We start from the raw sequence: 16025 nt of genomic DNA, 5'->3' as shown, positions 1-16025 counted from the left end.
ATGCCTGTGCAAGAAAATAACCTGGTTCCCGTGTTACGCTTATACGCTTTTCCGAAGAATCAGGATTCCTCTGCCCTTCAGGGTATCGCTCCACCCGGGGCTAGCTGGCCAAAATAGCATTTCATTTGTAGGGTTGTAAGGTGCACACACCTTGTGCCTAAACCCGATTGCAATGAAAAGCCCGTAAACGAGGAACGAGTACGGACTTGTAATGGAAAGCGGGGCTGAAGTCTGCCATGAAAAGCTGCCCGTTCATTTTCAAAAAAGTATAAAGCTTCGTCTGTCTATAGAAGATAAGACTTACGAAATTTTTTGCTCCGCTCATCCCATTGCTAAACCTCGTATTTATTCCGAAAAAAATAAAGAAAATTTAAAGTAATATTGAGTTTCATCCGTTTACTGAATTATTAAACAAAATTTAGTGCCAACAAACGAACCTCAAAATATCATTTCAACGGTTGCCAACTATGGTAAACGCCTATTCAGTTTCATCCGCGGAAGGGTGAATACGGATGAGGATGCGGAAGATATTTTACAGGACGTTTGGTTTCAGCTCAGCAATCAGCCCGAGGCTGGCGCCATTGAGCAAATTAGTGGCTGGCTATATCGGGTGGCAAGAAATAAGATTACCGATAAATACCGTAAACAAAAGGAAGAATCGTTAGAAGATTTTACTTTCGAAGGTGAGGATGGGGAAATCAATTTTAAAGAAATTTTGCTTGCCGAATCTTTCTCGCCAGAAGAAGAAAGTTTAAAGAAACTATTCTGGGATCAGCTATTTTTAGCTTTGGAAGAGCTACCCGAAAATCAACGCTATGTATTTGTTCAAAATGAGTTGGAAGAACGCACTTTTCAGGAACTGGCAGATGAAAGCGGAGAGAATATCAAAACATTAATATCAAGAAAGGGTTATGCAGTAAAACACCTGCGTAACCGCTTACAAAATTTATATCAGGAATTTATTAACTATTAAATTTGCAGACATGATGAATAGAAATTTTAATCGGCGCAAGAAATTTATTTTCTTTTTACCTGTAGCGGTGCTTATTGCAGCGGTATTGGGTTATGTGGTTATGTTTTTATGGAACTGGATTTTACCTGAGGTGGCACATGCTGGCAAACTAAATTACTGGCAGGCAGTCGGTTTACTGGTGCTGTGCAGATTACTTTTTGGAAACTTTAATAAAGGTGGGCATGGCGGACATAATGGTTTTCGTGAGCGGGCAAGGAGCATGCGGGCAAAATGGGAGACCATGAACGAAGAAGAAAGAATTAAATTTAAAGAAGAATATAAACGGAGGTGTGGCGGATGGGGCCACCACCGCAATAAGGAATAATTTAGAGGCCTCGAAGAAATTCGGGGCTTTTTGTTTTTTACTGCCATTCTGAGGGTTAATTTATTGTATAAAATCAATATAAATGACGTTTTTAGCTTTTAGGTTTTGGAAACGAATGTCAGTATTCCATAGGGTTTAGCAGTCCCGCTATTCATTCCAGCCGATGCTGATTCAGTGCCGATTTTTCGGTAAAGAATCGGCATCCACTGCTATCGGGTTTATAATGAAAGGTTTGTGCAAGGAATATATTTCCCAAGCTATCGATAGTGTTAAATTTTTTGCGCGAAAAATTGATTCTTAGCTGTTTAAATGATACGTCAATGGTAATGAGGCATCATCATCTCGACCGGAGTGGGGAGATCTCTTTATAGATTTCTCGACTATGTTTTACTCCGCTCGAAATGACGGATCTTCAAAACTTTTTAAAGAGATCCTTCGACTGCGCTCAGGATGACATCACTAGGGGGAAATTCCTTAGTAAATAAAAAAATCAAAATAATTTAAAGTAAAAATAAAGTTGCTTCGTCTTCCTATATAAATAACAAAAAAACAGTGTTGGTAACTCAACTCATTTACTGTGAGTTGATTACAATTATTTAAAATTATAGGAGATGAAAAAAATATTAAAAACCATAGGATTCGGGATTGTACTCGGTGCAGTCGCTTTCTTCATACCATTTGTGTTCAAATTTATATTCGCCATCATGCTGATCGGTTTAATGTTCAGGATTTTTATTGGGAGGCGACACCATTATTTCCATAACCGCTTTAACGGTTTCGAAAATTATTACAACCCAATTGTACCGATCGATAACCAATGGTACAGGCCAACCGTACAAGGCAATGGAACAGTTAACAATATCAACGTAAATTATTAACCGCCATGAGAACATTTAGAATATTATTAGCATTGGCTGTTGCCGCAGGAACTTTTTACAGCTTAAATGTACTTGCCATTCAGAATGGATACCGTGATCGGTTAGATTTTAAAAACAGGCATTATCGTGATGATTGTCAGCAAGAACATCATAGAAACCATAGTTACAGTCACCACAACAGAAAAATGGATGATACCATGATTACAGCAGTTGACAGTATAAACAAAGTAAATAGATAGCGTTATGTCACAAGTACTTTTTTTAAGCGATCCATCTCAGGCCGATGTAAGGCCGATTTTAGGTATGGCAAACGAATTGATTACGCGGGGAGAGAAGGTAACTTTCTTTAGTTCAGATGAGTTTAAAGCTCCTATAGAACAAATCGGCGCTGACTTTAAAGCCTACACTCAGGAGTTAAATATTTTTCAAGGGAAAAACGTTATGAATGAAGAACCTAAATCGGGACTGATCAGCGCCCTGCTTGAGCCAATGAAATTTATCGACGATATTTTGGTTCAGATAAGGGGTTTAAAATTTGATTATGCCGTTTTCTCGCCATCCTATCCCTATGCAAATATCATTACACAGCTATTGGGCATCCCTAAAAAGGAGCAGACGGTTTACAATTAATCTTGGCTCAGCCAGTGAATTAACAGAATAAATAACAATTAAAATTAAATAAAATGTACAACGAACATAGATGCCATTCGGGCAAGATGCATAGTCGCTTCGGCGCAGGAGAGGGAAGATTTGGAAGGCACTTCGGTGGTCCTTTCGGTCACCACAAACACGGCATGTTTAACCAGGGCCTTAGAAAAGTACCTGTAAACATAGCAGAAACAGAAACCAGCTTTATTATTGAGCTTTTTGCACCAGCTTTGGTTAAAGAGAATTTGAAGGTGGTTACCAAAGATGATGTATTAACCATTTCTTACCACCCTAAAGAAGAAGCTGATTCAGCTAAAAAGTATAGCCGCAGAGAATATAGCAACGGCCCTTTCGAAAGGGCTTTTGGTTTAAACGGAAAGGTTTTAGTAGAAAATATTTCTGCCCACTATGGTGATGGAATTTTGAAGGTTACCCTACCTAAAAACCCTGAAACGAATACACCAGAGAAAGATATTCTGGTAGACTAAGTTTCGTCTATTATAATTTCCAAGCCCCGATTGTTTTAAGCAGTTGGGGCTATTTTGCTTTGTTGCAACAGGAAAGAATTCATTGATATTACTTTTCAAATTACGAAGCAAACAGATATTGAAATGGAGTTTGCTATTAGCGGTATTTTAAGGTACTTTTGCTAAAAGATATAAACACAATAGATTGAATTTTAACGACTTTAACTTTAACCCCGATTTATACGAAGGCTTAATGGCCATGGGGTATAAAAGCGCTACACCAATACAAGAACAAGCCATCCCGGTAATTTTAGATAATCATGATCTGATTGCCTGTGCGCAAACCGGTACAGGAAAAACAGCCAGCTATCTATTACCAGTAATGGATAAAATTAGCAAAGCTGCTGACAGACACAACAATACTTTGATCCTGGCGCCAACACGTGAGCTTGCGCAACAGATTGATTTACAGGTTGAAGCACTGGCTTATTTTACCAACATCAGTTCTTTAGCAGTTTACGGTGGAGGAGATGGTATTGCTTACGAACAGCAAAAACGTTCTATGCGCGATGGAGTAGATATTATTATTGCCACTCCGGGCAGGCTAATGGCACATTTATCTTCGGGTGTGTTAAAATTGGAACATTTGCAGCATTTGATTTTAGATGAAGCTGATAGGATGTTGGATATGGGCTTTTACGACGATATTATCCGCATTATTAGCTACCTGCCAAAGAAAAGGCAAACGCTTTTATTTTCAGCTACAATGGCGCCGAAAATAAGGACCATGGCAGGTAAGATTTTGCATGAACCGAAGCAGATTACGATTTCAATTGCTAAACCTGCTGAAGGGATCGATCAACGGGCCTATAACATTCACGACCAGCAGAAACAAGCCTTATTAACCGATATTTTTAAAAGCGGGCAATACAAGAGCAGTATTATTTTCGTTTCGACCAAGGAAAAAGTAAAAGCTTTATATAAAACTTTTAAAGGATTAGGCATTAAAGCCGAAGCTTTTCACTCCGATTTGGGGCAGAAGGAGCGTGAAGATATTTTACTGGCTTTCAAAAACAGGCGGTTGCCAATTTTGATTGGAACTGATGTGTTATCTCCGCGGAATCGATGTAGAGGGAATCGACTTGGTTATCAATTATGATGTTCCTGGCGATCCGGCCGATTATGTGCATAGGATTGGTCGTACGGCAAGAGCAGCAACCAAAGGAACAGCCATTACATTGATAAATGGAAGGGATAAACGTAAATTCGATAATATTGAAAAATTAATCGAAAAGGAGGTTCCCCGAATGCCACTGCCTGAAAGTATAGCTGCAATGGAAATTACGCATGTGGAGGAAAAGAGGCCACAGCATAAAGGCACGAAAAAGGTTTGGAACAAAAAGAAAAAACCAAAACCTTCTGTATAATTATTTAGAACGCCATAAATACATTCCTTATTGGCGTTTTTCTTTTATAAATTATCTTTGCGCTACACAATGGCAAACTTCATTCTTATAGGTTTATGTATTTTAGCCGGGATTCTTTTCAGAAAAAGTAAATCGCTGCCTAAAGATGCACACAAGGGCATTAACGCCTGGATTATCTATATTGCACTACCAGCAGTTTCGTTTAAATATTTGCCACATATTACCTGGACGAGAGATTTATTGTTTCCAGCACTGGCACCAATTTTTATCTGGCTATTTGGCTGGTTGTTTATTACCCTCTATAGCCGTATCCGGAATATGAGCAAAGCCACTTCAGGTGGATTAAAATTAACTAGTTCTTTAAGTAATACTTCATTTGTAGGTTTTCCATTAATTGTGGCTTATTTTAGTGAAAAAGAACTGGCAATAGCCATTATCTGCGATCAGGTAACCTTTACGCTTTTATCTACCATTGGCATTATTGTAGCCATCCGCTCTTCGCAGAACCAAAAGTTAAACCCAAAATTGGTGCTGAAAAAAGTATTGACCTTCCCTCCGTTTATTGGTTGCGTTTTAGCACTGATCCTCCCACATTTTATTGATCTTTCTTCACTAGATCCACTATTTGAGAAACTAGCTGGTACGGTTGGCCCACTGGCGTTGTTTTCAATAGGTTTACAATTAAAATTTGGCGGTTGGTTTAGCGAATTGAAGCACATCAGCTTTGCGCTATTGTATAAATTAATTTTGGCGCCTTTAGTGGTGTTACTTGTTGCACTTTTTTTGGGGATGAGTGGAACAATTACTAAAATAACCATTTTCGAAATGGCTATGCCAACGCTATTAACCGCTGGTGTGGTAGCCGACCAGTATAATCTTAATCCGAAGCTTTCTAACTTGGTGGTTGGGATCGGAATTTTATTGTCTTTTATCACCACGGGTTTATGGTGGTTGGTGTTAACCTATTCGCGCTTGGTTTAATTATCTCGTTTTTTAACCGCAAAGAGAAAGCGCAGAGCACACAGAGGAAGTCTTATGTGCTTAAGTTCAATTAATATTTATTCGTGTTGACCAATTTTAACACAATTTCTTGACACGATCGTCATGCTGAACTTGTTTTACAAGTAGAAGTAGTATTTTAATTGTCTTGTAGCTACTATGTGGTCAGCATCTTTCTTGCTAGGATAGACCCTGAAATAAATTCAGGGTGACGACTATTAGGTTTTGCGAAAACTTCGCGCCCTTTGCGGTTAAACCCCAACAAAAAGGCCGCAATCGTTGCTTGCTCCCGAGAGTGTTTAACGATATAATATTCTTTACCTGTCTGATCTTTAGCTAAACCCACAATGTGCATGTCAGCGAATTAAAAATACTTGTTGATTTAGGGCCAAAAAGTTTGTAATAAATCGATAACACCGGTCATTTTATTGCAACAATGTTGAATTAGCACTCTGGCAAGCTGATGGGAATATTGGTTGCCAATCCTCCATCTGATGTTTCTTTGTATTTGGCATTCATATCAAGGGCGGTTTCCCACATGGTATTTACCACGGCATCTAAACTTACTTTTGCCTTATCGGGATTGCTCTGTAAAGCTAACTGACTGGCTGTGATGGCTTTAATTGCGCCCATGGTATTTCTTTCGATACAAGGGATTTGTACCAAACCACCAATCGGATCGCAGGTTTAAACCCAGGTGATGTTCCATAGCAATTTCTGCTGCCATTAAAACCTGTCTTTGGGAGCCACCTAAACACTCCGTTAGCGCTGCAGCTGCCATGGCTGAGGAAACACCAATTTCGGCCTGACATCCGCCCATAGCGGCTGATATTGTTGCTCCTTTTTTGAAAATACTGCCTATTTCTGAGGCACAGGCGATGAACTGAATAATTTTTTCTTCAGAATAACCATCGCAAAAGGTAATGAAATATTGTAATACGGCTGGAATTACCCCTGCAGCACCATTAGTAGGGGCCGTTACTACACGGCCAAAAGATGCATTTTCTTCGTTAACGGCCAATGCGAAACAACTTACCCAATCTAAGGTGTAGTTGAAGCCATTGCCACCTTTTCTAATCGCTTCCACCCAGGTATCATAGTTTGAATATTCGCTTTTGCCCATTAATCGTTTATTTAGCGGAAATGCCCTTCGTGCCACATTTAAACCGCCAGGTAAAAAACCCGTGGTATGACATCCGCGATAAATACAATCGCGCATAACTGCAAAATGTTGTAGGATGCCTTTTTTTGTTTCTGCTTCTGTGCGCCAGGCCAATTCGTTTTCCATTACAATTTCGCTCACCTTTAAGCCGGTAGATAAGCACCAATGTAAAAGGTCTTTTGCTTTTTCTACAGGGAAGGGGAGGTCTACCTGGGCTTTTTTGCTATTGTCTTCACCTTCTTTTACCACAAAACCACCACCAATAGAGTAATAGGTTTCAGAAAATGCCTTTCCATCTTTTAAAAATGCCTGAAAAGTAACCGCATTTGGATGAAAGGGCAAACTTTCGGCAAAAAGAAAAAGCAGGTCGTTATCGTAATCAAAATCAAGGATTAAATGATTGGCAAGATTTAGTTTTTTATCTTTTTGGATGCTTAGGAAAGTAGGGGTAACCGCATCTACATCAAAAGTTACCGGATCTGCTCCCGTTAGGCCAAGCAGAATGGCTACATCAGTTCCGTGACCCTTGCCTGTTTTGGCAAGTGATCCATAAAGCAATATTTTTATACCCTCAATATCATCAATCAAGTTGTTTTGAGCAAGCGAAGCAGTAAACTGTTGTGCAGCCCGCCAAGGGCCTAAGGTATGTGAGCTGGATGGACCTATGCCTATTTTAAAAATATCGAAAACCGAAATTTGTTCCTTGATCATTTATGAATATAGTTATACAAAGCTATGATTGTTTTATGATTTTGGCTAAATTAATTTTGAATGAACATCAAAATATTTTACCTTAGAAAAATCTAATCCAAACGCTCCATCAATGGACTTTAACAACAACTATCAAGAAATTGATTTAAGCTACTGCCGTGCCAGCTCGGGCAAAAGACTTGCTAATTATATCATCGACTTAATTGTCTTTTACATCATTCTTTTTGGCATTTACATCTGTATAGGAATTTTATTTCCTGGAATTTTAGACGGAATCAATGGTCTTTTAGACCGATTGATCGCGATGGTTTGTTATGGCTTTATTATGTGTTTAATAGAAGCTGTTTCACATGGAAAATCAATTGGGAAACTCATTACAGGAACAAAAGCCGTAAACCTGGATGGTAGCGAGATCGATTTGGCAAAAGCATTTACGCGAAATATGATCCGTGTGATTCCTTTTAATGCAATTAGCGCGCTCAGTAATCCCTGTGATCCCTGGCACGATCGCTGGTCGGACACGATGGTGGTTGACGAAAAAAAACTGGCCTTACAGACTCAAAGAGTAGATCTGTTTGATTCGGTTAAAAATCAAACTCTATAATATCATCATCTTTAAGCATACGTTCTACAAATTTCCGATGGTTTTGCGGTGTACCGGTAGCAATCCAGTTTCCGGTGATAATATTGTCTACCAGTTGGTGTTTTCCGCGTTGTGGTTTGAGTTTGCTCTCACGGAAAACCTCTTCGTAGCTTTCTAAATTGGCATGTGTATGCTGTTTTTTAACAATACGGTAAATCCTTTTGGTAAAACGACGGTCTCCAATTTCTTCTAAAAAGGGGAAAATAATCAGCGCTAATAAAACCACAATGGTAACCCCTATAGCCTGTTCATAATAACCGGAGCCAACTGCCATCCCAATTGCGGCAACAATCCAGATAATGCAGGCGGTGGTGAGCCCTTTAACGCGGTTTTCTTCTTTAAAAATTACCCCGGCACCTAAAAAACCTATTCCGGTAACAATATTTGAGGCAATACGGTCTTGACTGGTTGGCCCGATTTTGATAGATAGAATGGTAAATAGGGTAGCACCTAAGCCGATCATCATCATGGTTTTGAGTCCGGCAGATTTACTTCTGTACTCGCGTTCGGCACCGATTATGCCACAAAGGAATGTTGCCAATAGAAATTTATTGATCTCGCTCTGTGTAATGAAATGGTTTTGGTCTATGATCTCGTTCATCGCCTTGAATTATAACAGGCAAATTAATAAAAATCATAACATCTTAGGCCATTTGCTCTGCCCCCATTTGAACTATTTGGAAAATATTTTTCGTAACCCACACCAATTTCTGATGTACCGCTGGTATTGGTATAATTGATTTTAGAAGTTGTAGCATCGTGGCTAATGCCCAACCTGAATTTTTCGCCGTTGGTTCTGCGGTTAAAAATATCGAAGATCACCGAAAAAACAATGGCATCACTTCCATTCGAATTGCCATCGTTGCGGTACCAGATACCTGCATTTATTCCGGCATATTTATATTGCATGCCTACACTGAAAGACTTCACATTACCCTGTTTGTAGGCTACAATTGAAGGAATCAGGTAGTTGCCGTCGCGATCGTACTCATCGGGCACGAGGGTGAGTTTGTAACTTAAATTCCCCGATATGCGCATGGGTAACTTTGCCTGAAAACCTGAAAGCGATTCGTCGGGGCGGTTAAGGTGATGGACAGCGAGCCCCATCATAAATTTTTTATAAACCAGATTGGCTCCTGTATTGGCGTCAAAATAAAAACGGCTATCAACGCTTGGTCGCTCGGCGCCAGAAACGCTACCCGGCATATAACCAGTGTTGATATCGATCTGATCGCCAAAAACAAGTTTATCCCAGTTTAATTTCTGATTAGTGATGCCACCCTGCAATCCAAATGAGAGCGCAAAGTCATCACCATCGATAATATAAGAATAGCTCAACGCTATATTATTCTTCACCAGGTAGGCTGTACCCTCGCTACTGCGGTTAAAAATTAAACCGATGCCACTGTTAAACTGGTGAAGGTTTAAATCGCCAGAAGCGCTCATGTAAGAAAAATCGCTAGCTAAACCCGTCCATTGGTTTCGATATAAGGCATTAAACCTGATGTCGCCTTCAAACTGACCTGTTAAAGCCGGATTTAGATAAACAGGGGCATTGTAAAACTGCGAATAAATGTGGTCCTGCGCCGAAATCATAAAGGGCAGCACTAACGCAAACAAAAATAATATTATCCTTCTCCTCATCATCTTATTAAATATATTACGCCCGTTTTTCTTGGTGGAGATGAATCGTAAGTCATCCCTTTCCAATCGCTGCCATTAATAAATTTTATATCTACTTTCCAATAGTAAACGCCTTGTGGTTGCTCTTGTCCTTTATAAGTTCCATCCCAGCCCTCCAAAGGCGCTCCATCATCAAGTTTGCTTGTTTCCCAAAGCACCTGTCCCCATTTGTTAAAGACAGACATTTGCCATTCTTTAATGCCGCGGCCTTTTGCCGTGAAAACTTTAATTTCATTCTTCGCACTTGCAGGCATAAATGAATTGGGAATGTTTAAGTAACCTGGTACACCAATAATCCTCACCGATTGAAAAGTACTGGAAGAACAACCTTCTTTGTTCAGCACTTTCAGGGTTACATTATAAGTGCCTTCGTTGGGGTAGGTATGGTTTGGGTTTTGTAGGGTCGATCCTGATCCATCACCAAAAGTCCATTCCCAGCTCACCGCATCGGTACTGATATCCTTAAAGGCAAATGAATAATTGGGAATGGATACTTCATTGCCTGGAATAACAGTAAAAGTTGCTACAGGTGGTGGAACAACATGGATAAAATCGGCTATGGTAGTGCTGTTTATACAGCCGAGTGCATTGGTGGTGGTTAGTGTAACTAAATAATTTATACCTGAACCAGTGTAAGTATGTTGTGGCTCAAATTCATTTGAAATTGGAGAACCATCGCCAAAGTCCCACCGATAGCCGATCGCACCTACACTTGTATTTTTAAATTGCACCGCAAGATTGGTACAGCCAGTTGTTTTATCGGCAGTGAAGCTCGCTGTTGGCTGAGCAATTATAGTTACGGTTTCTGTAGTGAAATTCTTCGAACAGTCGTTTTCAGCATCTAACCTGATCGTATATTTTCCGGCTTTGGTAAAAGTGTAAGGAAAAATACCCGTTGTATTGGAGGGAAGTTTGATTATTTCGCCACTATCTTCGTTGGTAAATGTATAAACGAAACGGCTTGCTCCACTGGTATTATTCACAAAATTTATGGTGAAAGGCGCGCAGCCTTTTTTCTCGGTTCCATTTACTACTAATTCTGGTATAATATTATTAGGTGAAACCACAATAGTGTTAGAAGAAGTGCTTGTTCCACAAGAATTTTTAGCAGTCATTGTTGCGATAAAATTCTTAACTAAAAGCGTACTAAAAGTATGGCTTACTGTTCTTCTATCAGGATAAGTTTCTGACGGGGCACCATCACCGAAATCGTAAGTATAGGTTGTTTCTGCACTTTCTGGAGAGGTATTGGTGAAATTTACCAGCAGATCAGAACAGCCTGTTGTTTTATCCGGAGAAAAGATAGCAACAGGTTTTGCATGTACGGTAACCGTTGCGCTTTTTACAATTGGCGGGCCACATGGTATAGTGGTTTCTAAAGTAATGGTATAGATAATATCTTTTCCTGTTGGATCTGCTAGAAAAGTTTGGGCTGCTGGTTGGGCTAAATTTGATGTTGTACCATTACCGAAGTTCCACTTGTATGTAGCCCCGGAAAGTGGAGTGGTTGTATTGGTAAAGGTAACATTAAGCGGGCCGCAACCCTCAATTGCGCTTGCAGTAAAAGATGGCGTGATCACTGGAAGTGTGCTAAACACCTCGCTTTTTTCATCGGTATTACAGCCCAAACTACTGGTAACTACGAGTTTTATCGTTACCGCTTCATTGCCATTTAATAAAGTATAACCAGGGAAGGTTGACCCTGTTCCAATTTGTATGTTGTTGGCAAACCAGGTATAAATACTGTTCCTGTCGGGATATAGTGTTGCGGCAATATTGCTTGCATTTAGAATAAAAGGTGCGCAGCCAACATTTTTATTATAAGTAATTTCTGCCTGAGCATGTGGATTAACTGTTATCTTAATCTGGTTGCTTAAGTTGTTGCTGCAGGCTCCGCTGGCTACCGACCGACGGTAATAAATGGTTACTGTTGGCGTTGGAGGCGTAAAACTTACACTGTTTGCGCCCAATACATCGCTCCAGGCTGTTCCGTTTAGGCTCGATTGCCATTGATACACGTATGTCCCGCTGCCTCCACTTGGTGTAGCTCCTGTTAAAGCCGCTGCCGCTGCGCCGATACAAATGTTTTGATCGGTAGAAATGGTATTGTTGGTTAAGCCCGGTAAAGCTGTAATTTGTAGCGAATTACTGATTGAAGTACAGATGGTACTGTTAACCAACCTTCTAAAATAGGTTGATGAAGAAACAATTAAAGTTAAGTCTTTATTGACGGCTGAAGGCACATTGCTCCAGTTATTCCCATCAGCACTGCTCTGCCACTGGTAAGCATATGTTCCTGTTCCGCCAGTTGGGGTATCTCCGGTAATGATGGTACTTTGTCCGGCACAAACCGGCGCTGATGATGCATTAATATTATTGGTAACAGGCGAGTAATAGGTAACCGTTACATCATCTACAGATGGAGGACAGCCATTGAAGCCAGAAATGGTCCACCTGAAGGTATAGGCTTGCCCGGGGATTAAACCCGTAACCGTAGTATTGTAAAGTGTGGGGTCGGTAATAGTAATACCTGTTTGTGTGGTTACAAGTGTCCAAATACCTGTGTTGGGTGAAGGATTATTCCCATTTAAGGTAATGCCGTTCCCGCTGCATAAATTTTGATCGGAACCTGCATTTGCGGCAACAGTTCCGGGGTTTACCGTGATGGTAGTTACGGTTGATAGTACCTCTGCACAACTACCACTTTGTACTACCGCCCGATATTGTGTAGTAATGGTGAGGTTAGAAAATACATATGGATTTGCAGTTGAGGTAACGGTAGACCAGGTTAGGCCATTATCGATAGATCTTTCCCAACGGGTAATGTCCCCAATCTGTCCGGTTAAATTAATGTTTCCGCTATTGGCACCTGCGCATACATTAACATCGCCTGTGCTTGTACCACCAACACTGAGTGGGTTGACGGTAATCTGAACATCATCACTGGATGTTGAGCAACTGGCATCGCCAATGGTCCATCTTAAGGTATAGGTATTTCCTGCCTGTAATCCCGAGATAGCAGTATTGCCCTGTGTATCATCTGCAAACGTTACACTTGTAGGTGCGGAAACGATAGTCCATTTACCCGTACCTACTATCGGATTGTTTCCTTTTAATGTATAAGATGTAGCATTACAGACCGCCTCATCCGGACCTGCGTTTGCCAATGTTGCATTAGGTAGAACTGTAATGGTAATATTAGCTGGTGTACCTGGACAACCGTTTGTAGATATTGGTGTAATGGTATAAGTTACTGTACCTGATGTAGTACCCGAATTGGTTAAAATATCGTTAATCTGGCTTACTGCTGATGCTACCACTCTATTGCTATTGCCTGTTATTGCGCCTGTTACTGCACTGGTATAGGTATAATTTATGCCGGCCAGATTTGCTGATAGGGTAATGGCTGTTGAAGTGGCATTACAAATTGTTAAATTAGGTGCCGCTGCTGTTGCAATGGGGTTTGGCTTAATTACGATAAATAATAAGAATGGTGTTCCATCGCAACCCTCTAAATGAGGTATAATGGTGTAGGTAACATTTGCATCAGCATTAAGGTCGGTATTGGTGAGTACATCGTTAATATCCCCGATTCCAGTTGTTGTGTAGCCAGTGGCAGATGCTGTTCCTGTAGCCGTCCAGGTATAAGTAACGCCTGTTACTGCAGAGGTTGGTGCATAGGCTATATTATTGCCCGTGCAAATGGTTTTAGTTGCTGCGCTTGTTACACTGATGTTGGGTTTTATTTTTAAAATAATATCATCATCTATCTGGTTGCAAGGTGGCGCCAGGGCTGTTGTTACTCTTAATTGTAACGTAACTGTGCCTGCTGTTTTTTCGGCTGCGGTTGGCGTGTACGTTGCATTTAAATCGTTTCTGCTCGGTGTAAACGTTCCTTGGCCACCAATCCATGTTTGAGATGAGGTGGCACCTGTTATGGTTCCGCTTAGGGTAAAGCTTGGATCATTAAAACAAATGCTTTGATCTAACCCTGCATTTACAACAGGAGCTGTGCTAAAGGTTATTTTTTGGGTACTGGTTACTGTTCCGCAGTTATTTTTATGGGTGACAGAAATCGTATAAGTATCATAACTATCAAACTTTATAGATGGATATTTGGTGTTGGCGGTGGTACCTCCCGTAAAGCTATAAGTGCCCGAACCCGATGGCGTAACCGTCCAGGTGTAAGTATCTGATAAATCCTGGGTGGTGCCCGTAATCAAGGTTTTGGTCGGCCCTGTTGTGGTATTGTTAAAATCGTAAGTAGCGAGGTTACAAAGTATGATATCAGGCGAAAGCGTAGCTGCCGGACTTTCATTTACCACAACAGTTTGCGGCAGACTGGTCATCACACCGCAAGATGGCGTAGTAATGTTTAAGGTGATGGTGTAAGTGCCCGCATTGGTAAAGTTGAATACTGGTTCTTTACTTGTTGCGCTTGTACCACCTGTAAAACCAACCGCTGGAGAAACCGACCAAAAGTAATTGTTGGCGGCTTCGCATATATTATCCAAAACTGAAAGATCAGAAGCTTTTAATGTTGTTCCTGCACAGATTGTATTTGATGGTAAATTAAAGGCAGGCTTGGGCGGATCCTGAATGCAGATTTTCATTTCTACAGGATCGGCATCACACTCGCCTGTAATATTTTTAGATTCTAATCTGATGATATGTTCTCCATGTGTTGGAAAACTGTAAACTAAATTAAATGATTTTGGTTTATTTGCCGCTTTAATCACACCATCAACATACCAGTTATAGGTTACATTATTTGGGGTACAGGCTGGTGTATTGGTATTCGGATTTTCGCCTAAAAGGGAGGTGTTAACAAATATGATATTGGCATTGGTACAGCCCGGTGTATTAAAGGTAAATGAGTTTATCGGTTTTACCACTACCTTGGCTGAAGAAGAAACAGGTGTTCCCATTGTAGAACAGAAAGCATTTGATACCCTGATGGATACATCAAAGGCATTGTAAATTGTGCCAGCACTCGATGTAGAAACACTTCCGCAAGATGATTTGGTGTAGGGGTGTGTAACCTTGCCACCATTGGCAATAATTTCGCAAAGGGTGTGGGTGGTTGTAGCCTGGTCACCCCATGTGATGGTATAAATATCTCCGGGGAAATTGTTTTGTATGCCCGAAGTTGAAGTAACATCAACATTAAAGGTAAAATCGGCAGACGGTAAACATAACACCGTATTTCCGGTATTGGCAAAAGCGGTTATTGCTTTGTTGTTGATCAGCAGATAGGCTTTTGTAGCCACAGTGCCATTTGGCATTACTGCTTTGGTATAAATGGTGTAATGTGCTTGTTGGGCAGTAAAAGTCTGTATTGCTGTAGGAAAAGGGATTGGCGGCAAGATTCCGCCGCTTACTTCATCGGTAATGGTTGCGGTAACGGTGCTGTTTGCTGTAGATTCGTTTGTGAGGGAGAAAGAATTATTGGCTCTACTGATACAGGTACCAAAGGTTTCATTGTTTGCTGCATTTAACAATGTTGAACTTAGCTTGGCTTCAACCGCTGCTCCTGCCTTTACTTCAAATGTCGGCGAGGCTGCACTTACTGATACGGGATTGGTTGATTTTACCCTCACCCTGTAGCCTGTGCCTGGAGTAAGGCCAACAGGAAGTATACCATTTACATAAGTGCTGTAAAAACCCATGTAAGTTCCGATAAGTGTTTCGGCACCAAAATTTCCATTTTGATCTGATAAGTACAGTTGAAATTGATTGCCCTGCAATACGCAGCTAGGAGGTACAGTAAAAGGAACAGCGATCGTACTGCCGGGCGTAAACGGTCCAGGATCTACTGTGCCTATATTAACCTGGGCAAAACTTGTTGACGTACACAAAAATGCCCCAAAAAACAGGACAAGAAAAAGCCATTTCCTTTTACAACGAATCTTCATAAATCTCTAACACTAGGGAATGATTTTATTGCGTTCTGGAAGCTTTGTTAGTGAACCTTGCTTTAATCCAACCTCAGAAATGAGTACTAGACCTTAGACGCGTCAATAAATATTCGTTGTAAAGAACGTAATTTTTGTACTACGCTTACAAAACT

General features: G+C 40.6%; 11 protein-coding genes and 2 pseudogenes. 9 read left to right on the top strand and 4 right to left on the bottom strand.

All coding sequences use genetic code 11. The features are described from left to right. The first annotated feature begins 421 nt into the window (after nt 1–421). The 8 genes and pseudogenes from QF042_RS00855 to QF042_RS00820 all read left to right on the top strand — a co-directional run bounded on the left by QF042_RS00855 (nt 422) and on the right by QF042_RS00820 (nt 5738). A complete protein-coding gene (locus QF042_RS00855; RefSeq protein ID WP_307524385.1) occupies nt 422–973 on the top strand; it encodes an RNA polymerase sigma factor in 552 nt (183 codons plus the stop codon). 10 nt (nt 974–983) lie between these two features. Continuing rightward, nucleotides 984–1337: a hypothetical protein gene (locus QF042_RS00850; RefSeq protein WP_307524382.1), complete on the top strand. Its 354-nt coding sequence runs from the start codon at nt 984–986 to the stop codon at nt 1335–1337. A 611-nt stretch (nt 1338–1948) separates the two neighbouring features. Continuing rightward, nucleotides 1949–2215, top strand: a complete 267-nt coding sequence (locus QF042_RS00845) for a hypothetical protein (protein WP_307524380.1) — start codon at nt 1949–1951, stop codon at nt 2213–2215. A 5-nt stretch (nt 2216–2220) separates the two neighbouring features. Next, nucleotides 2221–2454, top strand: a complete 234-nt coding sequence (locus tag QF042_RS00840) for a hypothetical protein (RefSeq protein WP_307524378.1) — start codon at nt 2221–2223, stop codon at nt 2452–2454. 4 nt (nt 2455–2458) lie between these two features. Beyond that, on the top strand, nt 2459–2845 hold the full coding sequence (locus tag QF042_RS00835) for a hypothetical protein (RefSeq protein ID WP_307524376.1): 387 nt from the start codon (nt 2459–2461) through the stop codon (nt 2843–2845). 53 nt (nt 2846–2898) lie between these two features. Continuing rightward, the gene (locus tag QF042_RS00830) at nt 2899–3351 is read left to right on the top strand and encodes an Hsp20/alpha crystallin family protein (RefSeq protein WP_307524375.1); all 453 of its coding nucleotides are present in this window, start codon (nt 2899–2901) and stop codon (nt 3349–3351) included. A gap of 184 nt (nt 3352–3535) precedes the next feature. Then, a pseudogene (locus tag QF042_RS00825) lies at nt 3536–4757 on the top strand (DEAD/DEAH box helicase). Nucleotides 4758–4826: 69 nt separating this feature from the next. Further along, nucleotides 4827–5738 carry an AEC family transporter gene (locus tag QF042_RS00820; RefSeq protein ID WP_307524373.1) on the top strand — a complete coding sequence of 304 codons (912 nt, stop codon included), beginning with the start codon at nt 4827–4829 and terminating at the stop codon, nt 5736–5738. A gap of 462 nt (nt 5739–6200) precedes the next feature. On the opposite strand, the pseudogene QF042_RS00815 reads toward QF042_RS00820, so the two are convergent. Continuing rightward, nucleotides 6201–7629 (bottom strand): annotated as a pseudogene (locus QF042_RS00815) (L-serine ammonia-lyase). 112 nt (nt 7630–7741) lie between these two features. Here QF042_RS00815 and QF042_RS00810 point away from each other — a divergent pair. After that, nucleotides 7742–8233, top strand: a complete 492-nt coding sequence (locus QF042_RS00810) for an RDD family protein (protein ID WP_307524371.1) — start codon at nt 7742–7744, stop codon at nt 8231–8233. Here QF042_RS00810 and QF042_RS00805 read toward each other — a convergent pair. The 3 genes from QF042_RS00805 to QF042_RS00795 are packed head-to-tail and all read right to left on the bottom strand — an operon-like array spanning nt 8214 to nt 15813. Beyond that, on the bottom strand, nt 8214–8873 hold the full coding sequence (locus tag QF042_RS00805; protein ID WP_307524369.1) for an MgtC/SapB family protein: 660 nt from the start codon (nt 8871–8873) through the stop codon (nt 8214–8216). The two genes, QF042_RS00810 and QF042_RS00805, sit on opposite strands and share 20 nt — an antisense overlap. 23 nt (nt 8874–8896) lie before the next feature. Next, entirely contained in the window at nt 8897–9919 is a 1023-nt protein-coding gene (locus tag QF042_RS00800; protein WP_307524367.1) for a PorP/SprF family type IX secretion system membrane protein, read from the bottom strand. Beyond that, nucleotides 9916–15813 carry a PKD domain-containing protein gene (locus QF042_RS00795; RefSeq protein ID WP_307524365.1) on the bottom strand — a complete coding sequence of 1966 codons (5898 nt, stop codon included), beginning with the start codon at nt 15811–15813 and terminating at the stop codon, nt 9916–9918. Before QF042_RS00795 ends, QF042_RS00800 begins: the two co-directional genes overlap by 4 nt. Nucleotides 15814–16025 lie beyond the last annotated feature (212 nt).

This window comes from Pedobacter sp. W3I1 (assembly GCF_030816015.1).
GTDB lineage: Bacteria > Bacteroidota > Bacteroidia > Sphingobacteriales > Sphingobacteriaceae > Pedobacter.
The sequence above is the reverse complement of the archived record's forward strand: the minus strand, read 5'-3'. Positions and strand labels throughout refer to the sequence as shown.

Coding starts and splice junctions, on each gene's coding strand:
- QF042_RS00805 (WP_307524369.1), bottom strand. CDS start 8,873: ATGAACGAGATCATAGACCAAAACCATTTCATTACACAGAGCGAGATC.
- QF042_RS00810 (WP_307524371.1), top strand. CDS start 7,742: ATGGACTTTAACAACAACTATCAAGAAATTGATTTAAGCTACTGCCGT.
- QF042_RS00830 (WP_307524375.1), top strand. CDS start 2,899: ATGTACAACGAACATAGATGCCATTCGGGCAAGATGCATAGTCGCTTC.
- QF042_RS00835 (WP_307524376.1), top strand. CDS start 2,459: ATGTCACAAGTACTTTTTTTAAGCGATCCATCTCAGGCCGATGTAAGG.
- QF042_RS00840 (WP_307524378.1), top strand. CDS start 2,221: ATGAGAACATTTAGAATATTATTAGCATTGGCTGTTGCCGCAGGAACT.
- QF042_RS00850 (WP_307524382.1), top strand. CDS start 984: ATGATGAATAGAAATTTTAATCGGCGCAAGAAATTTATTTTCTTTTTA.
- QF042_RS00800 (WP_307524367.1), bottom strand. CDS start 9,919: ATGATGAGGAGAAGGATAATATTATTTTTGTTTGCGTTAGTGCTGCCC.
- QF042_RS00820 (WP_307524373.1), top strand. CDS start 4,827: ATGGCAAACTTCATTCTTATAGGTTTATGTATTTTAGCCGGGATTCTT.
- QF042_RS00845 (WP_307524380.1), top strand. CDS start 1,949: ATGAAAAAAATATTAAAAACCATAGGATTCGGGATTGTACTCGGTGCA.